At 73.0% G+C, this 21,045-nt stretch carries 20 protein-coding genes; 8 read left to right on the top strand and 12 right to left on the bottom strand.

Features of this window, described 5'->3' with window-relative positions; genetic code table 11:
- Window positions 1-62: 62 nt before the first annotated feature.
- Genes JOF41_RS29300 through JOF41_RS29290 form a run of 3 tightly spaced genes read right to left on the bottom strand, consistent with a single transcriptional unit; the run spans window position 63 to window position 2,514 of the window.
- Window positions 63-812: an amino acid ABC transporter ATP-binding protein gene (locus JOF41_RS29300; RefSeq protein ID WP_209623292.1), complete on the bottom strand. Its 750-nt coding sequence runs from the start codon at window positions 810-812 to the stop codon at window positions 63-65.
- Window positions 809-1,663, bottom strand: a complete 855-nt coding sequence (locus JOF41_RS29295) for an amino acid ABC transporter permease (protein ID WP_189227001.1) — start codon at window positions 1,661-1,663, stop codon at window positions 809-811. The genes JOF41_RS29300 and JOF41_RS29295 overlap by 4 nt, the downstream gene beginning before the upstream one ends.
- The gene (locus tag JOF41_RS29290) at window positions 1,660-2,514 is read right to left on the bottom strand and encodes an ABC transporter substrate-binding protein (RefSeq protein ID WP_189227002.1); all 855 of its coding nucleotides are present in this window, start codon (window positions 2,512-2,514) and stop codon (window positions 1,660-1,662) included. The genes JOF41_RS29295 and JOF41_RS29290 overlap by 4 nt, the downstream gene beginning before the upstream one ends.
- Before the next feature lie 61 nt (window positions 2,515-2,575).
- On the opposite strand from JOF41_RS29290, the gene JOF41_RS29285 reads away from it, so the two are divergent.
- Window positions 2,576-3,460: a phosphoribosylaminoimidazolesuccinocarboxamide synthase gene (locus tag JOF41_RS29285; protein WP_189227003.1), complete on the top strand. Its 885-nt coding sequence runs from the start codon at window positions 2,576-2,578 to the stop codon at window positions 3,458-3,460.
- Window positions 3,461-3,535: 75 nt separating this feature from the next.
- A complete protein-coding gene (locus JOF41_RS29280) occupies window positions 3,536-4,225 on the top strand; it encodes a DUF2334 domain-containing protein (protein ID WP_209623290.1) in 690 nt (229 codons plus the stop codon).
- On the opposite strand, the gene JOF41_RS29275 is transcribed toward JOF41_RS29280, so the two are convergent.
- Window positions 4,188-4,817, bottom strand: a complete 630-nt coding sequence (locus JOF41_RS29275; RefSeq protein WP_209623288.1) for an MBL fold metallo-hydrolase — start codon at window positions 4,815-4,817, stop codon at window positions 4,188-4,190. The two genes, JOF41_RS29280 and JOF41_RS29275, sit on opposite strands and share 38 nt — an antisense overlap.
- 42 nt (window positions 4,818-4,859) lie before the next feature.
- Window positions 4,860-5,066, bottom strand: coding sequence for a hypothetical protein (locus JOF41_RS29270; RefSeq protein WP_209623285.1), 207 nt, complete (start codon window positions 5,064-5,066; stop codon window positions 4,860-4,862).
- A gap of 75 nt (window positions 5,067-5,141) precedes the next feature.
- On the opposite strand from JOF41_RS29270, the gene JOF41_RS29265 reads away from it, so the two are divergent.
- The 4 genes from JOF41_RS29265 to purL all read left to right on the top strand — a co-directional run bounded on the left by JOF41_RS29265 (window position 5,142) and on the right by purL (window position 9,082).
- Complete coding sequence (locus tag JOF41_RS29265; RefSeq protein WP_189227007.1) at window positions 5,142-5,684, top strand: hypothetical protein; 543 nt, start codon at window positions 5,142-5,144, stop codon at window positions 5,682-5,684.
- Window positions 5,685-5,913: 229 nt separating this feature from the next.
- A complete protein-coding gene (gene purS / locus JOF41_RS29260) occupies window positions 5,914-6,153 on the top strand; it encodes a phosphoribosylformylglycinamidine synthase subunit PurS (RefSeq protein ID WP_189227008.1) in 240 nt (79 codons plus the stop codon).
- Window positions 6,150-6,821 carry a phosphoribosylformylglycinamidine synthase subunit PurQ gene (gene purQ / locus JOF41_RS29255; protein WP_189227009.1) on the top strand — a complete coding sequence of 224 codons (672 nt, stop codon included), beginning with the start codon at window positions 6,150-6,152 and terminating at the stop codon, window positions 6,819-6,821. The genes purS and purQ overlap by 4 nt, the downstream gene beginning before the upstream one ends.
- Window positions 6,818-9,082, top strand: a complete 2,265-nt coding sequence (gene purL, locus JOF41_RS29250; protein ID WP_209623283.1) for a phosphoribosylformylglycinamidine synthase subunit PurL — start codon at window positions 6,818-6,820, stop codon at window positions 9,080-9,082. Before purQ ends, purL begins: the two co-directional genes overlap by 4 nt.
- Before the next feature lie 81 nt (window positions 9,083-9,163).
- Here purL and JOF41_RS29245 read toward each other — a convergent pair whose 3' ends face one another.
- From JOF41_RS29245 to JOF41_RS29230, 4 genes are all read right to left on the bottom strand, one after another.
- On the bottom strand, window positions 9,164-9,955 hold the full coding sequence (locus JOF41_RS29245) for a lysozyme (protein ID WP_189227011.1): 792 nt from the start codon (window positions 9,953-9,955) through the stop codon (window positions 9,164-9,166).
- Between the two features lie 368 nt (window positions 9,956-10,323).
- A complete protein-coding gene (locus JOF41_RS29240; protein ID WP_209623282.1) occupies window positions 10,324-11,172 on the bottom strand; it encodes an aldo/keto reductase in 849 nt (282 codons plus the stop codon).
- 68 nt (window positions 11,173-11,240) lie between these two features.
- Window positions 11,241-12,149 carry a pentapeptide repeat-containing protein gene (locus JOF41_RS29235; protein WP_209623280.1) on the bottom strand — a complete coding sequence of 303 codons (909 nt, stop codon included), beginning with the start codon at window positions 12,147-12,149 and terminating at the stop codon, window positions 11,241-11,243.
- 1 nt (window position 12,150) lies between these two features.
- Window positions 12,151-13,314 carry a pentapeptide repeat-containing protein gene (locus JOF41_RS29230; protein ID WP_229796281.1) on the bottom strand — a complete coding sequence of 388 codons (1,164 nt, stop codon included), beginning with the start codon at window positions 13,312-13,314 and terminating at the stop codon, window positions 12,151-12,153.
- A 94-nt stretch (window positions 13,315-13,408) separates the two neighbouring features.
- Here JOF41_RS29230 and JOF41_RS29225 point away from each other — a divergent pair, with 94 nt between their 5' ends.
- Together JOF41_RS29225 and JOF41_RS29220 are read left to right on the top strand one after the other, a co-directional pair.
- Window positions 13,409-14,224 carry an SAM-dependent methyltransferase gene (locus JOF41_RS29225; protein ID WP_209623278.1) on the top strand — a complete coding sequence of 272 codons (816 nt, stop codon included), beginning with the start codon at window positions 13,409-13,411 and terminating at the stop codon, window positions 14,222-14,224.
- Between the two features lie 61 nt (window positions 14,225-14,285).
- Entirely contained in the window at window positions 14,286-16,442 is a 2,157-nt protein-coding gene (locus tag JOF41_RS29220; protein WP_189227016.1) for a putative bifunctional diguanylate cyclase/phosphodiesterase, read from the top strand.
- A 68-nt stretch (window positions 16,443-16,510) separates the two neighbouring features.
- On the opposite strand, the gene JOF41_RS29215 is transcribed toward JOF41_RS29220, so the two are convergent.
- The 3 genes from JOF41_RS29215 to JOF41_RS29205 form a co-directional block, all read right to left on the bottom strand.
- Window positions 16,511-18,631: an amylo-alpha-1,6-glucosidase gene (locus JOF41_RS29215; protein WP_189227017.1), complete on the bottom strand. Its 2,121-nt coding sequence runs from the start codon at window positions 18,629-18,631 to the stop codon at window positions 16,511-16,513.
- Window positions 18,628-19,848 (bottom strand): glycosyltransferase family 4 protein, encoded by a 1,221-nt coding sequence (locus tag JOF41_RS29210; RefSeq protein WP_209623276.1) that lies wholly within the window; start codon window positions 19,846-19,848, stop codon window positions 18,628-18,630. The genes JOF41_RS29215 and JOF41_RS29210 overlap by 4 nt, the downstream gene beginning before the upstream one ends.
- Before the next feature lie 123 nt (window positions 19,849-19,971).
- Window positions 19,972-21,033, bottom strand: coding sequence for a glucose 1-dehydrogenase (locus JOF41_RS29205; protein WP_307867561.1), 1,062 nt, complete (start codon window positions 21,031-21,033; stop codon window positions 19,972-19,974).
- Between the last annotated feature and the right edge of the window lie 12 nt (window positions 21,034-21,045).

The raw sequence follows: 21,045 nt of genomic DNA, 5'->3' as shown, positions 1-21,045 counted from the left end.
GTGCAGAGTAAGCGCCGCACCCCGGATACCCAAGCGCCCGACCGCCACCCGCGGCTCCCGCCCTACAGCCTCCCGGCGTCGATGACCCGCCGCAGGAACTGCCGCGTCCGCTCGTGCACCGGGTCGCCCAGCACCTGCTCCGGCGGCCCGGACTCCACCAGCCTGCCGCCGTCCAGGAAGCACACCCGGTCGGCCACCTGCCGGGCGAAGCCCATCTCGTGGGTGGCCATCAGGATGGTCCGCCCCTGCCCGGCCAGCTCCCTGACCAGCGCCAGCACCTCGCCGACCAGTTCGGGGTCGAGCGCGCTGGTGATCTCGTCGAGCAGCAGCAGCCTCGGTTCGTGCGCCAGCGCCCGCGCGATGGCCACCCGCTGCTGCTGCCCGCCGGAGAGCCGGTCCGGGTAGGCCGTCGCGTGCTCGGCCAGCCCCACCCTGGTCAGCAGTTCGCGCGCCCGCCGCTCGGCCTGCTCGCGCGGCACGCCGTGCACCACGCGCGAGGCGAGCGTCACGTTGTCCAGCACGCTCATGTGCGGGAACAGGTTGAACGCCTGGAACACCACGCCCATCGCGCGCCGCGCCACGTCGGCGTCCACGCGCGGGTCGGACACGTCCCGGCCGTCGAGCAGCACCTGCCCGTCGTCCAGCTCCTCCAGCAGGTCCACGCAGCGCAGCAGGGTCGACTTGCCCGAGCCCGACGACCCGATCAGCACGACCACCTCGTGCTCGCGCACGTCCAGGTCCACGCCGTCCAGCACGGTCCGCTCGCCGTAGCGCTTGACCAGTCCGCGCACGCTGAGCACCGGCTCGCTCATCGCGCCCCCTGCCGGTCGGCGACCCGCCGCGACAGCGCGTCGGCGAGCCTGCCCGACGGGATCGCCAGCAGCACGAACAGCAGCGCGGCGACCACGTACGGGGTGAAGTTGAACGACTGCGCCTGCTGGATCTGCGCCGCCCGCACCGCGTCCACCGCGCCCAGCACCGAGATCAGCCCGCAGTCCTTCTGCAGCGCCACGAAGTCGTTGAGCAGCGCGGGCAGCACGCGCCGCACCGCCTGCGGCAGCACCACCAGCCGCATGGTCTTGCGGTAGCCCAGGCCCAGCGACCGCGCCGCGGCCACCTGGGAGGGGTGCACCGACTCGATGCCCGCGCGGAACACCTCGGCCACGTACGCGGTGTAGGTCAGCACCAGCGCGATGCCGCCGAGCACCACCGGGTCGTTGGGCACGCCGGTCAGCCGCAGGCCGGGCAGGCCGAAGCCGACCAGGTACAGCAGGATGATCAGCGGCAGGCCGCGGAACAGGTCGACGTAGCCGGTGGCCAGCGCCCGCACCGGGAACCACACCGGTCCGCGCAGCGTGCGCAGCGCCGCCACGCCCACCGCGAGCACCAGGATCAGGACTTCGCACACCACCAGCACGCGCAGGTTGAGCCACAGCCCGTCCAGCACGGCGGGCAGCGCGCGCCACGCCGTCGCGGGGTCGAAGAACGACTGGCGCACGCGCGGCCAGCCGGGTGAGCCGGTGACCGCCACCCACACCAGCGCGGCGAAGACGACCGTGGAGACCAGGGCGATCGCGGTGGACCGCCGGGACCGGGAACGCCGGTAGGCCAGCCGTTCCCGGTGCAGCTCGCTGACCACTCCGGCGCGGACCACCCCGGTCACTTCAGCTCGGGCGCGGTGCCCGCGCCCGCCAGCCACTCCCGCTCCAGCTCGGCGAGCTTGCCGTTCTCCTTGAGCCGGGTGACCGCCAGCGACACGCAGCCGGTGAGCGGGCTGCCCTTGTCCAGCACGATGCCGAACTGCTCGGGCTTGCCGTCGCCGGGCGGGATCTGGCCGACGATCTTGCCGCCCTCCAGCTCGGCGGAGGTGATGAAGAACGCCGTCGGCAGGTCCACCACCAGCGCGTCGACCTGGCCCGCCCGCAGCGCGGCCTTGGCGTCGTCGTTGGTGTTGTAGACCGCCACGGGCTGCTCGGGCTGCAGCCGCTGCGCGGCGTTGTAGCTGGTGGTGCCCACCTGGGCGCCGACCTTGACCTTGCGCAGGTCGGCCAGCGTGGTCGCGGTCGCCGCCTTGGACGAGGCCAGGGTGACCACCGCCTGGCCCACGTCGTAGTAGGGCGCGGAGAAGTCGACCGCCTGCTTGCGCTCCTCGGTGATGGAGAACTCGTTGAGGTCGAGGTCGTAGGACTTCCGGCCGGGCTGGATGGCGGCGTTGAACGGCACGCGCGTCCACGTCACGTCTTCCTTGGCGTAGCCCAGTTCCCCGGCCACCGCGTAGGCCACGGCGGACTCGAAGCCCTTGCCGTTGGACGGGTCGTCGTCCACGAACCACGGCTCGTACACGGGCTGGTCGGTGCCGAAGGTGAGCTTGCCCGGCTGCAGGGTCTTCAGCTCCGCCTTGGTGCACGCGGCGCCGTCGACCTGGTTCGGCGCGGGCTGCTGGGGCTGGTCCGCGGGCGCGCAGGCGCTGGCGGCGAACGCGGTGGCGGTGAGGATCAGAGCGGCGGAACGCATGGCGCAATCTTGCCCCGGGCGGCGAGCCGTGCCCATGAGCTGGGACAAGTAGGCTGCGCGCGTGCCTGAGCTCGCTGATTACCCCGTGGTCGCCACCGGCAAGGTCCGCTCGGTCCACGCGGTCGACGACGACCTGCTGCTGTTCGTGGCGTCGGACCGGATCTCCGCCTACGACCACGTGCTGAGCACGCCCATCCCGGACAAGGGGCGGGTGCTCACCGCGATGAGCGTGTTCTGGTTCGAGCGGTTCGCCGACCTGGTGCCCAACCACCTGGTGGCCTGGGACGACCCGCGCATCCCGGCGTCGGTGCGGGGGCGGGCGCTGCTGGTGCGGCGGCTGGAGATGCTGCCGGTGGAGTGCGTCGCGCGCGGCTACCTGACCGGGTCGGGCATGGCCGAGTACCGGGAGACCGGGGCGGTGTGCGGGGTCCGGCTGCCCGAGGGCCTGGTGGAGGCGTCCGAGCTGGAGTCCCCGATCTTCACCCCCGCCACCAAGGCGGAGATCGGCGCGCACGACGAGAACGTCAGCTTCGAGCACGTCCAGGCGCAGGTCGGCGAGGAGCTGGCCGCCGCGCTGCGCGAGGCCACGCTGCGGGTGTACTCGGCGGGGCGCGAGTTCGCCCGGTCGCGCGGGGTGATCCTGGCCGACACCAAGTTCGAGTTCGGCCTTGGCCCGGACGGCGAGCTGGTGCTGGGCGACGAGGTGCTCACGCCGGACTCGTCCCGCTACTGGCCCGCCGAGGGCTACCGGGCCGGGCACGTGCAGCCGTCGTTCGACAAGCAGTTCGTGCGCGACTGGCTGACCTCGCCCGCCTCCGGCTGGGACCGCGCGGGCGACACCCCGCCCCCGCCGCTGCCCGACGACGTGGTGGCCGCGACCAGGGCGCGCTACGTCGAGGCGTACGAGCGGATCACCGGCCTGTCGTTCGCGGACTGGATCGCCTAGGGAATTCGCCAGGTCCGCACCGGGGAGCCACCTGGCCGTCAGCTCGACGACACCGCGGTGCGGCGCACTGGTGGCATGGCTGCGCGCCTCGTGGTCTCGCTGTCCGGCATCGGGCCGAGCACGCTCGCCCGGTGCGTCGAGCTGGCCGCCGACCTGGACCGCCGGTCGGTGCCGCTGTCGCTGCTGCTGGCGCCGCGCCGGGCGGTGGAGGGGGAGGCGCTGGACTGGGTGCGGCTGCGGCTGCGCGCAGGCGACGCGCTGGTCCAGCACGGCAGCGACCTGCGGGCCGACCCGTTCTCACCGCGCAGGCGGGCCGAGTTCGCCGCGCTGCCCGCGCACGAGGCCGGGTTGCGGCTGATCGCGGCGCGGGCGGCGTTCGCCCGGCTCGGCCTGGCGACCGACCTGTTCGCGCCGCCCGGCTGGGCGGTCTCGGCGGGCGCGCTGGTGGCGCTGGCCCGGCACCGGTTCGCGCTGTGCGCGGACGCGGCGGGCGTGCGCGACCTGCGCGCCGGCGCGGTGCTGCCGGGGCGGGTGCGCCGGGTCGGCGGCGACCACTGGCGGTACCTGCTGGGCGTGCGGCGGGCGCTGCGCCGGGGCGCGCTGGTCCGGGTCGCGGTCGACGCCGCCGACCTGGACCGCCTCGGCCCCCGGCAGGCGGTCCTGGACGCGGTCGACCTGGCGCTGGCGCACGCCGCCGAGCCCACCACCTACCGCCTGCTGCTTGCGGTCACAGCTCGATCGACTCACCGCGCGGCAGCACCCTGAACTCCACGCCCTCCGGCGCGGTACCCGCCAGCACGCGGTAGTGCAGCTCCGGCACCGCCAGCACGGCCTCGTGGATGGGGATGGCCACGCGCGGGCCGACCGCCGCGAGGAAGTCCGCGCCCTCCGACACCTTCATCCACGGCCCGGCGGCGGGCAGGCCCAGCACGTCGATTCGCTGCTCGGGCACGGCCAGCGAGTCGCCGGGGTGGTAGAACGCGCCGTGGTCGACCAGGTAGCCGACGTTGGGCGGCACCGGAACGGCCGGGTGGATGGGCGCGTGGTCGGCGGCGAGCACGTGCACGGTCGCGCCCGCCAGCTCCAGCACGTCGCCCGGCCGCGCCACCAGCGGGCCCAGGTCCTCGTGCGGCTCCGCCGAGCCGTGGTCGAGCACCAGCCGCGCGCCGGGGTTGGCCGCCAGCAGCGCGGGCAGGCGCTCGGGGTCGAGGTGGTCCGGGTGCTGGTGGGTGACCAGCACCGCGTCCAGCTCCTCCACCACCTCGAAGCCGGAGGAGTACCCGCCGGGGTCGAACAGCAGGCGTGCCGAGCCGGTGTCCACCAGGAGGCACGAGTGCCCGAAGTGCGTTATCCGCATGGTCGGAGTTCTACGCCCGTGCGGGCGAGCCGCAACACGGGCTCAGCCCATCGCGGCGTGGCCGCGCGGCAGCCACAGCGGCAGCCACAGCGGCAGCCAAAGCGGCAGCGACTTCGGCCCCGACCACGGGCTGACGCCGTGGCGCGCCAGCACCTCGACCGCCACCGCCTTGCCGAGGAAGACCGTCCCGCCCAGCACCGGGGTCCGCATGACCCCGCCCTGCGGGCCGTCGCGAGGTCCCGCCACCACGTCAGCCGATGGTGAACACCACCCGATCGTGGGTATCAAGTTCGGGGGGAACGGCGTGGTGCCGATTGACCACGTGTGAGTACCCACGCGTTTGTCGACGAGTCGATCCGCAACGGCACCTACTTGCTGGCTGCGGCGATCGTCGACCCGAAGGATCTGGCACTCCTTCGCGGCGCACTGCGCACGCTGCTGCTGCCGGGACAAGCCGAACTGCACTTCAAGAAGGAAACGCCCGCCCGCAGGCGGTTGATCATGGCGAGGTTGTGCGCCGAGGGTGCGCGCGTGCGCATCTACCGGCGAACCTGCGGCAAGCACAGCGAAGTCGCTCGGCAGGAGTGCCTGGCGGCGTTGACCCGTGACCTGCTCGACTCGGGTGCCGTGCGATTGGTGCTCGACACCAGGGAGGACCGTGACATCAACGACGTGCACACCATTCGCACGGCGCTGGGCAAGCTGCCGAAGGAATCGCAGATGACCTACGAGCACATGGTCAGCACGCAGGAGCGACTGCTGTGGATCGCCGACGCGGTCGCGTGGTCCTACGGAGCCGGAGGGGACTGGCTGCGGCGTGCTCAGCGGGTGATCGCCGATGTGGTCGACCTGGACGACTGGTCCTAGAAAGCGCGAAACCCAGCCGTCGACCGTCCGGACGTTGGCTGGGTCCACTTCCTCGGCCTACGGGGCCTTGGCAAGACTTACTCTAACAAAACCCCTCCCCGGACCACCTCCTCACGATCGGGTGATTTCCGGTGAACGTGGGCCGCCCCACACCTGTGAAGTTGATGAACACCCAGCTCAGGTAGGCTTCGGCAGTACCGCCAGCCCTCCTACCTTGGAGCAGCCTGTCGTGGCCCGAGTCGTCGTCGACGTCATGCCGAAGCCCGAGATCCTCGACCCGCAAGGACAGGCGGTGGCCAACGCGCTGCCCCGCCTCGGCTTTGCCGGTGTCACCAGCGTCCGCCAGGGCAAGCACTTCGAGCTGGAGGTCGCCGACGACGTCGACGACGCCACGCTCGCCAAGATCGCGGAGAACTTCCTCGCCAACCCGGTCATCGAGGACTGGGTGGTTCGGCGGGTGGAGGCATGAGGGTCGGGGTCATCACCTTCCCCGGCACGCTCGACGACGTCGACGCGTCGCGCGCGGTGGCCTACGCGGGCGGTGAGGCGGTCGCCCTCTGGCACGCCGACGCCGACCTCAAGGGCGTGGACGCGGTCGTCGTGCCCGGCGGCTTCTCCTACGGCGACTACCTGCGCGCGGGCGCCATCGCCCGGTTCGCGCCGGTCATGGGCGAGGTCGTGGAGGCGGCCAAGCGGGGGATGCCGGTGCTGGGCATCTGCAACGGCTTCCAGATCCTGTGCGAGGCGCACCTGCTGCCCGGCGCGCTGACCCGCAACGACAAGCTGCACTTCGTGTGCCGCGACCAGTGGCTCAAGGTCGAGAACAACGAGACCGCGTGGACCACGCGCTACGACGAGGGCGCGGAGATCCTGGTGCCGCTCAAGTCCGGTGAGGGCGGCTACCAGGCCGACCAGGCCACCCTGGACGAGCTGGAGGGCGAGGGCCGGGTGGTGTTCCGCTACGCGGGCGGCAACCCCAACGGCTCGCGCAACGACATCGCGGGCATCACCAGCGCCAACGGCCGGGTGGTCGGGCTCATGCCGCACCCCGAGCACGCCATCGACGCCCTGACCGGGCCCAGCGACGACGGCCTCGGCATCTTCCTGTCCCTGCTGGACGCGGTGGTGAGCGCGTGAACCAGGTCGACACCGTCAAGAACGCCGAGGCCACGCCCGAGGTCGAGCAGCCCTACCGCGAGCTGGGCCTGAAGGACGACGAGTACGCCCGCATCCGGGAGATCCTGGGCCGCAGGCCCACGGACGCCGAGCTGGCCATGTACTCGGTGATGTGGAGCGAGCACTGCTCCTACAAGTCGTCCAAGGTGCACCTGAAGTACTTCGGCGAGACCACCACCGACGAGATGCGCGAGAAGATGCTCGCGGGCATCGGTGAGAACGCGGGCGTGGTGGACATCGGCGACGGCTGGGCGGTCACCTTCAAGGTGGAGAGCCACAACCACCCGTCCTACGTCGAGCCCTACCAGGGCGCGGCGACCGGTGTCGGCGGCATCGTGCGCGACATCCTGGCGATGGGCGCGCGTCCGCTGGCCGTGATGGACCCGCTGCGGTTCGGCCCGGCCGACGCGCCGGACACCCGCCGGGTGCTGCCGGGCATCGTGGCCGGCGTCGGCGGCTACGGCAACTGCCTCGGCCTGCCCAACATCGGCGGCGAGGTCGTCTTCGACCCGTCCTACGCGGGCAACCCGCTGGTCAACGCCCTGTGCGTGGGCGCGATGCGGGTGGAGGACCTGCACCTGGCGCACGCATCGGGCGCGGGCAACAAGGTCATCCTCTACGGCGCGCGCACCGGCCTGGACGGCATCGGCGGCGTGTCGGTGCTGGCCAGCGAGACCTTCGACGACAGCGCGGGCAAGCGCAAGAAGCTGCCCAGCGTGCAGGTGGGCGACCCGTTCACGGAGAAGGTGCTGATCGAGTGCTCGCTGGAGCTGTTCGGGTCCGGCCTCGTGGTGGGCATCCAGGACCTGGGCGGCGCGGGCCTGTCCTGCGCGACCAGCGAGCTGGCCAGCGCCGGTGACGGCGGCATGCGGGTGTGGCTGGACCGGGTGCCGCTGCGCGCCACCGGCATGACGCCCGCCGAGGTGCTCTCCAGCGAGTCGCAGGAGCGCATGTGCGCGGTGGTGCGGCCGGAGGACGTGGACGCCTTCATGGCGGTCTGCGCCAAGTGGGACGTCATCGCCACCGAGATCGGCGAGGTGACCGAGGGCGACCGGCTGGTCATCACCTGGCACGACGAGGTCGTGGTGGACGTGCCGCCGCGCACCGTGGCGCACGAGGGTCCGGTCTACCAGCGGCCCGTCCAGCGGCCCGCCGACCAGGACCAGCTGCGGGCCAACACCCCGGACGCGCTGCCCCGGCCCGCCAGGGAAGAGCTGCTGGAGCTGGTCAAGACCATGGCCGCGTCGCCGAACCTGGCCTCGCGCCGCTGGGTCACCCAGCAGTACGACCGGTACGTGCGCGGCGGCACGGTGCTGGCGCAGCCGTCGGACTCGGGCATGATCCGGATCGACGAGTCGACCCAGCGCGGCGTGGCGCTGGCCACCGACTGCAACGGCCGCTACACCAGGCTGGACCCGTACGCGGGCGCGCAGCTGGCGCTGGCCGAGGCGTACCGGAACGTGGCCACCTCGGGCGCGACGCCGGTCGCGGTGACCAACTGCCTGAACTTCGGCTCGCCCGAGGACCCGGCGGTGATGTGGCAGTTCGAGCAGGCCGTGAAGGGCCTCGCGGACGGCTGCGCGGAGCTGGGCATCCCGGTCACCGGCGGCAACGTCAGCTTCTACAACCAGACCGGCTCGACGGCGATCCTGCCGACGCCGGTGGTGGGCGTGCTGGGCGTGATCGACGACGTGCGGCGGCGCATCCCGACCGGGATCGGCGCCGAGGCGGGCGAGACGCTGCTGCTGCTGGGCGAGACGCGCGAGGAGTTCGGCGGCTCGGAGTGGGCCCACCACGTGCACGGCCACCTGGGCGGGCTGCCGCCGAAGGTGGACCTGGCGCGGGAGAAGCTGCTGGGCGAGATCCTGGTGGCGGGTTCGCGGGACGGGATGCTGTCCGCCGCGCACGACCTGTCCGAGGGCGGTCTGGCGCAGGCGCTGGTGGAGGCGTGCCTGATCGGTGAGACCGGGGCGCGGGTCTTCCTGGAGGGCGACCTGTTCACCGAGCTGTTCAGCGAGTCCGCGGGCCGGGTGCTGGTGGCCGTGCCGCGCACCGAGGAGCTGCGGTTCACCGACATGTGCACCGCGCGCGGCCTGCCGTGGCGCAAGGTGGGCGTGGTGGACCCGGAGTCGAAGGCCCTGGAGATCCAGGGGCTGGGCGAGCTGGGCCTGGACGAGCTGCGCGCCGCCTGGGAGGGCACCCTCCCGGCCCTGTTCGACTGACGCTGTTCGACTGACGCTGTTCCACTGACGGCAAAGGGGCTCCTCGGCGCGGATGCGCCGGGGAGCCCCTTCGCCGTCGGATCAGCCGTTGGCCAGTGCCTGGAGCCGGTCGTAGGCCCCGTTGAACTCGTTCTGGTCGATGGGCGTGGACGAGTACTGCCAGATCGTGTAGACGCTCCACCCTCGGGGCAGCGTGCCGACGGTGGAGGCGTAGCGGGCGACCCACAGCGGGTTGGTGCTGCTGAAGTCGCCGTTGACGCACTGGTTCCACCAGGTGGTGGAGGTGTAGATGACCGGCCAGCGCCCGGTGCGCGCGTGGTAGGTGTCGCTGAACGCGAGTATCCATCCGGTCATCGCCGACGCGGACAGGCCGTAGCAGGTGCTGCCGTACGGGTTGTACTCCACGTCCAGCGCGCCGGGCAGCGTCTTGCCGTCGCCGGACCAGCCGCCGCCGTTGTCGACGAAGTAGTTGGCCTGGGCAGCGCCCCCGGAGCGGTCGGGCAGCGCGAAGTGGTAGGCGCCGCGGATCATGCCGATGTTGTAGGACCCGTTGTACTGCTGGGCGAAGTACGGGTTGGTGTAGCCGGTGCCCTCGGTGGCCTTGACGTAGGCGAACCGCTTGCCCGCGTGCCACTGGGCGGCCCAGTCGACGTTGCCCTGGTGGCCGCTGACGTCGATGCCGTAGACCGCGGCCTGGGCGTCGGGGTCGGTGTCGATGGCGATGCGCTGGTCGCCGTGCCCCTCGTGCTTGGCGATCTGCGAGCCCATCGGGTGGTCCTCTTCGAGGCCCGCGTGGGCCGGGACGACCGCGGTGAGCAGGGCGGTGGTGGTGGTCGCGACCACCAGGGCGGCGCAGCGAAAGAGCGTTCTCATCGTGCGACTCCTCGGGTCGAGCCAGTGCAGGGGGGTGACTCGAGGCAGCAGTGTGCTGCATTCCTAACGAGATGGCCAGGGTTCGTGTTAATTGGTCACGAGGACGGAGCAATGGCGACCGGGCACGGGTGGCCATCGAGCAGGTGAAGTCCCCCTTGGTGGCTGCGCGCGCGACGAGGGGGTGGGCCGCGACACGGCCCACCCCCTCGTGGTCGGGAGTGCCGGACCTCGCGCAGCGGCCCGCCCGTGCGGGCGGACCGCGAACGCGGACGGGTGTGCGAGGTCATCGACTCCCCGTTCGGTCGGCGGCGCTGGTACTCCCGGTCTAGAGCGTCCGGTCTTTCCGCCGCCGCCGCATCCGGGGGGCGTCACCCGTCCAGGCGGTCCAGCTCTTCCTTGGTCAACTCCACCTCGGCCGCCGAGGCGGAGTCGGTGATGCTCGCGGCCCGCGAAGCGCCGGGGATCGGCACGACCTGCGGGGCCTTGGCGAGCATCCACGCCAGGCAGACCCGCTGCGGGCTGATCCCGCGCTCCCGGCCCACCTCGGCGAACGCGGTGAACCGCGAGCCCAGCTCGCCCGCCGCGCCCATGCCGCCCAGCGGGCTCCACGGCAGGAACGCGATGTCCAGCTCGGCGCACAGCTCCAGCTCCGGCTCGCTGGAGCGGAAGGCCGGGGAGAACTGGTTCTGCACCGAGGCCAGGCGCCCGCCGAGCACCTCGTTGGCCTCCCTGATCTGCGCGGGGTCGAAGTTGGACACGCCCGCCAGCTTGATCTTGCCCTCATCCAGCAGCTCGGCCAGCGCGCCGACGGACTCGGCGATCGGCACGTCCGGGTCGGGCCGGTGGAACTGGTAGAGGTCGATGGCCTCCACCCCCAGCCTGCGCAGCGACGCCTCGCACGCCGACTTCAGGTAGTCGGGGCGGCCGTTGAGGCCCCAGCCGCCGCCGGGGGTGCGGGTGTGGCCGCCCTTGGTGGCGACCATGACCCGCGCGTCCAGCCCGCGCAGCGCCTCGGCGACCAGCTCCTCGTTGTGCCCGAAGTCCCGGTCGTCGGCCGAGTAGGCGTCGGCGGTGTCGATCAGGGTGACGCCCGCCTCCACCGCCGCCCGGATGGTGCCGATCGACCGCTCGCGGTCGGGGCGTCCGTCCAGCGACATCGGCATCGCGCCCAGGCCGATGGCGCTGACCTCGACTCCTCCGATTCGGCGAGTCCGCATGTGTGGTTACCTCCGTTGGTAGTGCTGTGGGCTCCAGCCTCCGCTCGCCCCACCGCGCTGTCCAACGCTCAGCGTGTGATCAGCGCCCACCCCGTTTTCGGCCCTTTCACGTTCGTCCCCGGCAGCACCGCCAGCTCCCCGACCCGGCGCTCCGGCGGGGCGGTGTTGAGGTCGAGGAACGCGCCCACCTCGGCCCCGCTGAAGTCGACCTCGTGGTGGAACTCCGCGCTCTCGAAGGAGATCCCGCCGGTGAACCTCCCCTCGCGCAGGGCCACCCGGCCGTGGAACCGCGCGCCGGTGAACAGCGCGGGCTTGGACAGGTCGACCTCGGCGAACGCGGTGATGCCGTAGAACCGGGTGCGCCGGGCGACCAGCCTGCCCACCCGGCGGCCCTCCAGGCGCAGGTACTCCACGCTCGCGCCGGTCAGGTCCAGGTGGTAGCGGTTGGGGTCGGGGTCGCGGCCCCACGGCAGCAGGTCGGCGATCAGCCGCTGCGCGGTCAGCCGCACCTGGCGCTCGCGGTCCTCCTCCCCGACGTGCTCCCCGTCCGACCGCGCGGGGTCGGCGGCCTCCTTCGCGTAGCTGGGGTGCGAGAACGGTCGGCGCAGGTAGGCGCACAGCACGTCGAGCACGGTCTGCTTGTAGCGCGGGGTGGTGCGGGCCAGGCTGGCCAGCGCGTGCAGCGCGCCGACCCGGACCTGGTCGGCCTCGTCGCCCAGCAGCTCCACGGCGCGCGCGAACCGCTCGTCGGCGACCTTGTCGCTCTCCAGCTCGTGCCGGGCCTCCTCGGTGCGGCGGCGGCGGTCGTTGAGCCACAGCGCGTACAGCGCCACCACCGAGCCCCCGGCCAGCCCGCCGGTCTTGACCGCCTCGGCCTTGGACAGCTTCGGCTCCACCAGCAGCAGCACCGCCGTGGTCGCCGCGGTCACCAGCACCGCGGCGAGCACGCTGACCGCGAGCAGCCACCGTCCCCGCACGTCAGCTCCTCACCAGGCCGGTGCCGTCGTCCCGCCGGTCGACCACCCAGCCCTCGGGCAGCAGGTTCTCCTCGTCGGTCGCCACGTACATGGCGTGGGTGCGGGCGATGGTCGGCGTGGCGGGCCGCAGGTCGACACCCCCGAGGAAGCGGGCCTCGCTGAAATCGATCGGCTGGGTGAAAACGCAGTTCTCGAACGTGGTGGCCTCCCGGAACTCCACGCCCGCGAACTTGTGCGGGCCGAGGAAGCGGGTCCGGGAGAAGTCCGCGCGCCTGCGGCAGCGGAACCGGCTGAACCACGCCTTGCCGTGGAACACCGCGTCGTGCAGGTGGATCTTGCCGTGGCTGTAGGCGTCGGTGAACCACGCGCCGCCGCGCACCACGACGTGGTGGAACGAGTTCGACTCGTGCAGCCGCGCCGCGCGCAGCACCAGGTTGCCGACCTGCCGGTGGGACAGGTCGAAGAAGCTCAGGTAAGCCCTGGTCAGGTCCAGGTTGTAGACGGGGGCGTCGGCCTGGTCGGCGCGCGGCAGCAGGTCGGCGACCAGCCGCTGGGCGGTCAGCCGGACCTCCAGCTCCCGCTCGTCCACCCGCTCGTCCACCGGGGCCGGGCCGTCCTCGCCGGACGGCCCGAACGGCCGCCGCAGGTAGGCGCACAGCACGTCGAGCACGGTCTGCGCGTACTCCTCGCGCGACCGCGCCAGGCCCGCCAGCGCGTGCATCGCGCCCACCCGGACCTGTTCCGCCTCGTGCCCCAGCAGTTCCACCGAACGGGCGAATCTCTCGTGGGCCACCCGCGACCGGTCGTGCTCCGCCCGCGCGTCCTCCAACTGCTGCCGCTTGACCTCGATGTCCTGCCGCGCCTCGTCGGTGCGCCGCCGCCGGTCGTTGAGCCACAGCGCGTACAGCGCCACCACCGAGCCGCCCGCCAGACCGCCGGTCTTGATGGCCTCGTTCTTCGTGGTGCCGGGGTCCAGGACGAACAACCAGCCCGCCACCAGCACGAACGCCCCCACCGACCCCACCAGGGCGGGCAGCAGTAGGCTCTGCCCGCGCCGCTGTTGCACCACCAGCAGCGCGAACGCCGCCGCTACCACCACCGCGCCCACGATCCACAGGTAGTCCACAAGGGCGGCATTCTTCCGGGTGCACGACGCGGCGGTCACCGAAACGCACCTGGTAGCAACACAGCGGTGTGCTAACTCACCGGGTTGGCCCATGATGTGTGGGTCACGCGACTGCGCGAGTCGGGAGAGCCAAGTGGACGAGCGGCCGAACTGGGCACCGGGCGACATCGACCTGGAGCGTCCGAGCATCGCGCGGGTCTACGACTACTGGCTCGGCGGGGCGCACAACTTCGCGGCCGACCGCGCGGTCGCCAACAAGGTCCTCGCGGACGCGCCGATCGTGCGCGACGTGGTGCTCAACCACCGCGCGTTCCTGCGCCGCGCGGTGCGCTACCTGCTCGACCAGGGCGTGCGGCAGTTCCTCGACCTGGGCTCGGGCATCCCGACCGTGGGCAACGTGCACGAGATCGCCCAGTCGGTGGACCCGGCCGCGCGCGTGGTCTACGTCGACGTCGACGCCGTGGCGGTCGCCCACAGCCGCGCCATCCTCGCCGGGAACCCGCTGGTCAACGTGCTGCAGACGGACGTGCGCGACGTGCCGTCGGTGCTCAAGTCGCCCGAGGTGGCCGAGCTGCTCGACTTCGACCGGCCGGTGGGCGTGCTGATGGTCGCCCTGCTGCACTTCATGCCCGACGATCAGGACCCGCACGGCATGGTCGCCGCCTACCGCGACGCCGTGCCACCGGGCAGCTACCTGGCCATGTCGCACGCGGGCTACGAGGAGGGCGAGTGGGACCCGGCCTGGGACGAGGCCCGCGGCGAGTACGACCGCGGCGTCACCCGGCTGACCTACCGCACGCGGCACGAGGTGGAGGCGCTGTTCGACGGCTTCGAGCTGGTCGAGCCGGGGGTGGCCCGGCTGCCGCTGTGGCGGCCGGACTCGCCCGACGACCTCGACGACAACGCCGCCCACTTCCTGGGCTTCGGCGGCGTGGGACGGAAGTCCTGATGGTCGACTGCGCGCGGCGACCGGTCGTATCCTCTCGGTTCGTGGCGGTAGGCCGGCGGACATGACGGAACAGGTTGACCACCGGGTGGCGGCAGGACGATCGAACTTCGACCCGACCCTGCTGGCCGGGGCGGAGTCCTTCGCGCGCACGTGGGCCACGGCCGTCATCGGCAGCAGCTACGTCCCGATGACCAGGGCGGAAGTCGCCGAGCACCTGCGGGCGCTGACCGAGGTGCTGGTGCGGGCGCTGCACGCCAACCCGTTCCGCACCGCCCCCGGCTACGAGATCGGCGCCCGCCTGGTGGAGGCGCACTTCACCGGCACCGACACGCTGGGCCGCACCGTGCAGCTGCTGGGCGACGACCTGCTGGCCGCGCTGGGCATCCCCGCCGACGAGCTGATGCGCTCCCGGCTGGCCGCGTTGCAGGGCGCGCTGTCCGCCGGCTACGCGCGGGCGCTGCGCGAGCGCACGCTGGCCGAGCAGGAGGCCATCCGGGCGGCCGTGCTGGACGCCCGCGACCAGGCCGAGGCGGCGCTGCGGGCCAGCGAGGCGCGGTTCCGGGCGATGTTCACCGAGGCCGCGATCGGCATCGGCATCGCCGACATCGAGGGCCGCATCCTGGACGTGAACCAGGCGTTGCAGGACATGCTCGGGTTCAGCGTCGAGGAGATGCGCCAGTACAACATCCGCGACCTGATGCACCCGGAGGACGGCGGCGCGGCCTGGCGGCTCTACGACCAGCTCACCGCGGGCGAGTGCGACCACTACCGGGCGGAGAAGCGGTTCCGCCGGGCCGACGGCGAGCAGGTGTGGACGCACCTGACGCTGTCGCTGGTGCGTGACGACCACGGCGAGCCGCAGTACCAGGTGGCGATGATCGAGGACGTCACCGACCGGCACCTGCTGCAGAACCGGCTGCGCTACCAGGCGCTGCACGACCCGCTGACCGGCCTGCCCAACCGGGCGCTGTTCCTGGAGCGGCTCGGCCGGGTGTTCAACAACAAGCAGCGCCGCCGGGCGGGCCTGTGCTACCTGGACCTGGACGGGTTCAAGGTGATCAACGACAGCCTCGGCCACGACACCGGCGACCAGCTGCTGGTGGAGGTGGGCCGCAGGCTGGACCACTCGGTCTCCGGCGAGGGCAAGCTGGTCGCGCGGATGGGCGGCGACGAGTTCGTGATCCTGGTGGAGGGCTCGTCGGGCACCCGCGACATCGTGGAGGTCGCCGACCGGGTGCTGCGCGAGCTGGAGTCGCCGATCCGCATCGGCGGGCACGAGCTGACCGTGTCGGCGTCGATCGGCATCGTGGAGCGGGAGCTGTCCGGCACCACGGCGGCGGACCTGATGCGCGACGCGGACATCACGCTGTACTGGGCCAAGGCGGACGGCAAGTCCCGCTGGGCGCTGTACAACCCGGAGCGCAACGCCAAGGAGGTCGCCCGCTTCACGCTGTCCGCGACCATGCCCGCGGCGCTGGAGCGCGACGAGTTCTACGTGGACTACCAGCCGCTGGTGCGGCTGGAGGACGCCACCGTGGTCGGCGTCGAGGCGCTGGTGCGCTGGCAGCACCCGGAGTTCGGCAGGCTCGCCCCGGACCGGTTCATCGAGCTGGCCGAGGAGACCGGGCTGATCGTGCCGCTGGGCCGGTGGGTGCTGCGCCGGGCCTGCGAGCAGGGGCGGCGCTGGCTGGACGAGTTCGGCGACGCCGCGCCGTTCGTCAGCGTGAACCTGGCCGTGCGGCAGTCCCGCGACCCGGAGCTGGTGCGCGACGTCAAGCGCATCCTCGACGAGTCCGGCCTGCCCCCGCACCACCTGCAGCTGGAGCTGACCGAGAGCGCCATCATGGGCACCGCCGACGAGCCGCTGGAGGCGCTGCGGGCGCTGTCGGAGATGGGCGTGCGCATCGCCATCGACGACTTCGGCACCGGCTACTCGAACCTGGCCTACCTCAAGCACCTGCCGGTGCACGAGCTGAAGATCGCGGGCTCGTTCATGGAGGGCCTGCGCGCGGCGGACGAGGAGGACCCGGTGGACGCGCAGATCGTGTCCACCCTGGTCCAGCTCGCCCACGCGCTGCGGCTGGGCGTCACCGCCGAGGGCGTGGAGACCCCGGCGCAGGCCAAGCGCCTGCACCGGATCGGCTGCGACACCGGTCAGGGCTGGTTCTTCGCCAAGCCCATGAAGCCCCACGAGATCGACGAGCTCCTCCGCTCCTGACGCGGGCAAGTACTACCCGGCCCGCTCGCGCGGGCCGGTAACTACCACCCGACGCCGCCGGGCGCGGCTCAGCCCACCCGCGCCCGCCACGAGTCGGGCAGGCCGCGCAGCTCCGCGTCGGTCCCCCGCGCCGAGACGTCCACCACCACCTGCCCCAGCCGCAGCTCGGACAGCCGCAGCGAACCCCAGCGCGCGGGCACGTGCGGGCGCAGCGCCACCTCCCGCCGGGGCACGTCCGGCTCCAGCCCCAGGAACGCGCGCACCAGCAGCAGCGGCGCGGCGCTGGCCCACGCCTGCGGCGAGCACGAGGTGGGGTAGGGCACCGGCGGGGAGAACCGGTCGCGGGCGAACCCGCAGAACAGCTCCGGCAGCCGCCCGCCGAACGCGCCCGCCGCGTCCAGCAGGCCGCCCGCCAGCCGCTCGGCCAGCTCCACCGCGCCGGGCAGGTGGGCGTAGCGCAGCAGGCCCGCCACGGCGATGGCCGTGTCGTGCGGCCAGATCGAGCCGTTGTGGTAGCTCATCGGGTTGTACGCGCCCATCTCCGCGCTCAGCGTGCGCAGCCCGTAGCCGCTGTCCATGCTCGCGTCGGCCAGCCGCTCCACCAGCACCGCGGCGTGCTCGTCCAGCGCGATGCCCGACCACAGCGCGTGGGCGGCGTTGCTGGTCAGCGCGTCCACCTTGGCCTTGCCGCCGTCCAGGGCCACGGCGTACCAGCCGCGCTCGGGCAGCCAGAACGCCTCGGCGAACCGCTCGCGCAGCCGCGCGGCCAGCTCGCGCTGGCGGGCCGCGGTCGCCGGGTCGTCGAAGGTCTCGGCCAGCTCGGCGCGGGCCAGCCGCGCGGCGTAGACGTAGCCCTGCACCTCGCACAGCGCGATGGGACCGGTGGCCAGCCGCCCGTCGGCGTGGTTGATGCCGTCGAAGCTGTCCTTCCAGCCCTGGTTGAGCAGGCCCCGGTCGGTGGCGCGCTGGTACTCCACGAACCCGTCGCCGTCCCGGTCGCCGTGCCGGTCCACCCAGGCCAGCGCGGCGTCGGCGGCGGGCAGCAGCGCCCGCACGGCGTCGGCGTCCGCGCCCCACCGCAGGCACTCGGCCAGCAGCGCGACGAACAGCGGGGTGGCGTCGGCGGTGCCGTAGTAGTGGTTGCCGCCCAGCACCCGGCCGCTGTCCGGGCCCAGCCGCAGCTCGTGCAGGATGCGGCCGGGCTCCTCCTCGGTCAGCGGGTCGGTGGTGCGGCCCTGCGCCTCGGCCAGCGTCTGCAGCGTGCCCAGCGCCAGGCCCACGTCCAGCGGCAGCGTCATCCACGCGGTGAGCAGGCTGTCCCGGCCGAACAGGGTCATGAACCACGGCGCGCCCGCCGCGACGAACGGGCGCCCGCCCCGGCTGGGGTCGTGGATCTGCAACGCCCCCAGGTCGCTCTCGGTGCGCCGGAGCACCGCGGTCAGCGCCGGGTCGTCGGCCGCGACGGTGGTGCTGGCCCGCCGCCACGCCTTGATCTTGCGCGCCGGGCCGCTGCTCTCCACCCGCTCGCCCCGGCGGAACTGCGGCTCCACCCGGCGGTCGGCCACCCTCGGCGAGGCGATGATCTCGGTCGACCAGCGCCCGCGCGCGGGCACCACCACCCGCCAGCTCAGCGCGCCCGGCGCCACCAGCGGGTCGCCGGTGGCGGAGACCACCAGGCCGCGCGCGGCGTCGCCCCGGTCGCGCAGCAGCAGGTCCGAGCCCGCCGCGGTGGCCTCCGCCGACGAGCCGCCCACCCGGCCCTCCTTGACCGCGAACAGGTCGGCGAAATCGCCGTCCACGTGCAGCACCAGGGTCACCGCGGTGGCCTCGCGGCCGAGGTTGTCCAGCGTGATGGTCTCCCGCAGGCCGTCGCCGACCAGGCGCTCCCGCACCACCAGCAGGGTGCTGTCGGCCAGGCCGCCCTTGGGCGGCCTGCGCAGCACGAACCGGGCGGCGAACGCCTCCGGCCCGGTCACCGACAGCGGGTGCGGCGCGTGCCCGTCCACCCGCAGCTCCCAGCGCGAGAGCAGCCGGGCGTCGCGGAAGTAGAACCCGTGGGTGCTGCCCGGCTGGATGTCGCCGGTGCTCGCGGACAGGCAGAACGTGCTGCCCTCGACCAGGGTGACCGTGCCGCCCGCGTCCGCGGCCAGCGCGGGCTCGCCCGCGTTGAACGGCTCCGGCGCGCTCATGCCCGGTCTCCCGACGCGGCCTCCAGCCCGGTGTGGTCCAGCCCGGTGTGGTCCAGTGCCGTGTCGTCCAGCGCCGAGTCCAGCGCGGCGTAGTCGCGGCGCAGCAGGTCCAGGCTGCCCGCCGGGGACATCCGGTGCGCCTGCACGGCCTTGCGGAACGCGGCCTCGTAGCCCGCCGCCAGGTTGTCCACGTCGAAGTGCGCGGCCACGTGCGCCCGGCAGGCGTCCGGGTCCAGGTCGCGCACGTCCGCCAGCGCCCGGGGCAGTTCGCCGGGATCGTCGCAGATCAAGCCGGTGACCCCGTGCGCGACGACCTCGGGCACCGCGCCCGCCCGCAGCGCCACCACCGGGGTGCCGCACGCCATGGCCTCGATCATGACCATGCCGAACGGCTCCTCCCAGCGGATCGGGAACAGCAGGCAGCGCGCCTTGCGCAGCAGCTCGCGCTTGGCGGTGGCGTCGGCGACGCCGAAGACGTGGTCGCGCTCGGTGAGCCGGGGACGCACCTCGCGCTCGAAGTACTCCTTCTCGATCGGCTCGGCGCACTTGCCCGCCAGCACCAGCGGCAGGCCGGCGGCGTGCGCGGCCTCCAGCGCCAGGTGCGGCGCCTTCTGCGGGTGGAACCGGCCCAGGAACAGCGCGTAGTCCTCCTTCTGCCGCTGGAAGGGCCAGTCGGCCAGGCGCAGCGCGTTGTGCACGGTGGCGGTCCAGTTCAGGTCCGGGGCCAGTTCGCGCTGCCGGTCGCTGATCGCGACCAGGTGCACGTCCTGGCCGAGGCCCCGGTAGAGCCTGCCCAGGTCGTCGTCGACCGGGCCGTGCACGGTGACCACGGTGGGCACGCCCGCCGCGGCGTAACCGGCGGCGTTGAGCGGGCCGGACAGGGTGTGGTCGTGCACCACGTCCAGACCCTCGGTGCGGATCAGGTCCTCGACCGCGCGGCGGGTGGCCAGCGCGTGCATCACCTCGGGGAACGGCTCACCCAGCCGTTCGGGGACGGTGCGGTCCCACACGGGGACGAACCGGGCGGCGGTGCCGTCACGGCCCGCGCCGACGAGGGTGACCCGGTGACCGCGCGCCACCAGCGCGTCGGCCAGGTCGGCCACCACGGCCTCGACGCCGCCGTAGGCGCTGGGCGGGACGTCGAAGTAGGGGGGAGCGACCAGCGCGATCCGCAGCGGATCGGCGGTGCGCGGGGAGTGGGACGAGTCGCGACCCACCGGAACCTCCAGCAGCTCTGCACCTCGAACGTTTGGCACTCTTGCAAGGAGAGTGCTAACAAGATGATCAGGCGTTCGGCAAGGAGGTCGCCAGGCAGCGTGGCGGAGATCACCGCCCGTGGATCACCGCAGGTCCACGACCACCTTCACGTCGTCCTCGTGCTTCTCGAACGCCTCGGTGAAGCGGTCCAGCGGCACCCGCCGGGTGATCAGCCCGGACAGCCAGGAGTGGTCCGCGCGGGCCAGCGCGGCGGCGGCGGTGCGGTAGTCGCGCGGCCCGGCGTTGACCGTGCCCACGACGGCCTTGTTGCCCATGACGATGCCGTCGAACACCTGTCGCGACAGCGCCGCCGTCTGCTCGTCGCCGGAGATGCCCGCCAGCACCGCCACCGACGCGCGGGACACGCACTCCCAGGCCAGTTCGGCCACCCCGGTGCACTCGATCGCCACGTCCACCTCGGCGGCGACCCGGTCCAGCGACGGGTGGTAGGAAGCGCCCAGCGCCCGCACCAGGTCCGGCTTCACCCCGTCGGTGACCCGGTCGACCACGTGCACGTCCAGCCCGCGCTGCACGCCCAGCATGGCCGCCAGCAGGCCGATCGGCCCCGCCCCGACCACCAGCGCCGAGCGGGCGGGCACGAACGCGCGGGAGCACAGCAGCTCCACCTGCGCCCACGCCTTGGCCACCACGGAAGCGGGCTCCAGCAGCACGCCCGCGTCACCCAGCGAGGCGTCCAGCGGCACCGCGAACTCCGGCGGCACGCTCCACCGCTGCATCCCGTACCCGTCCAGCTCCTTGATGCCGCGCTCCCGGTACCGGCCGTTGCGGCAGAAGTCCCAGGCGTCGGCCGCGCACGCGGGGCACGGCTCCGGGTCGGGCCGCCGCACCACCCCGGCCACCAGGTCGCCCGGCGCGAACCCGGAGCCCTCCGGGGCGGACAGCACCCGGCCCAGCGACTCGTGGAACAGCACCAGCCCGTCCCGGCCGGGCGGCGGGGAGCCGAAGCCGTCCTCGACGATCTCCACGTCGGTGCCGCAGACCCCGACCAGCAGACCCTCCACCAGCACCTCGTCCGGGCGCTCCGGGACGGCCAGCTCCACCACGGCCGACTCGTCGGGCTCGCCGGGCACCACCCGCGCCGCCTTCACCCGGCCACCCCCGTCCACATCGGACTCCACGGTCACCCGGTCGAGCCT

Source organism: Saccharothrix coeruleofusca (assembly GCF_017876325.1).
GTDB classification, from domain to species: Bacteria; Actinomycetota; Actinomycetes; order Mycobacteriales; family Pseudonocardiaceae; genus Actinosynnema; species Actinosynnema coeruleofuscum.
This window is presented reverse-complemented; position numbering and strand designations above follow the sequence as displayed.

Bases quoted from the DNA above. Each gene is read 5' to 3' on its own strand.
- JOF41_RS29280 (WP_209623290.1), top strand. From the start codon at position 3,536: ATGGCTGCGCGCCTCGTGGTCTCGCTGTCCGGCATCGGGCCGAGCACG.
- JOF41_RS29290 (WP_189227002.1), bottom strand. From the start codon at position 2,514: ATGCGTTCCGCCGCTCTGATCCTCACCGCCACCGCGTTCGCCGCCAGC.
- JOF41_RS29240 (WP_209623282.1), bottom strand. From the start codon at position 11,172: ATGCGGACTCGCCGAATCGGAGGAGTCGAGGTCAGCGCCATCGGCCTG.
- JOF41_RS29215 (WP_189227017.1), bottom strand. From the start codon at position 18,631: ATGAGCGCGCCGGAGCCGTTCAACGCGGGCGAGCCCGCGCTGGCCGCG.
- JOF41_RS29245 (WP_189227011.1), bottom strand. From the start codon at position 9,955: ATGAGAACGCTCTTTCGCTGCGCCGCCCTGGTGGTCGCGACCACCACC.
- JOF41_RS29300 (WP_209623292.1), bottom strand. From the start codon at position 812: ATGAGCGAGCCGGTGCTCAGCGTGCGCGGACTGGTCAAGCGCTACGGC.
- JOF41_RS29220 (WP_189227016.1), top strand. From the start codon at position 14,286: ATGACGGAACAGGTTGACCACCGGGTGGCGGCAGGACGATCGAACTTC.
- JOF41_RS29275 (WP_209623288.1), bottom strand. From the start codon at position 4,817: ATGCGGATAACGCACTTCGGGCACTCGTGCCTCCTGGTGGACACCGGC.
- purQ (WP_189227009.1), top strand. From the start codon at position 6,150: ATGAGGGTCGGGGTCATCACCTTCCCCGGCACGCTCGACGACGTCGAC.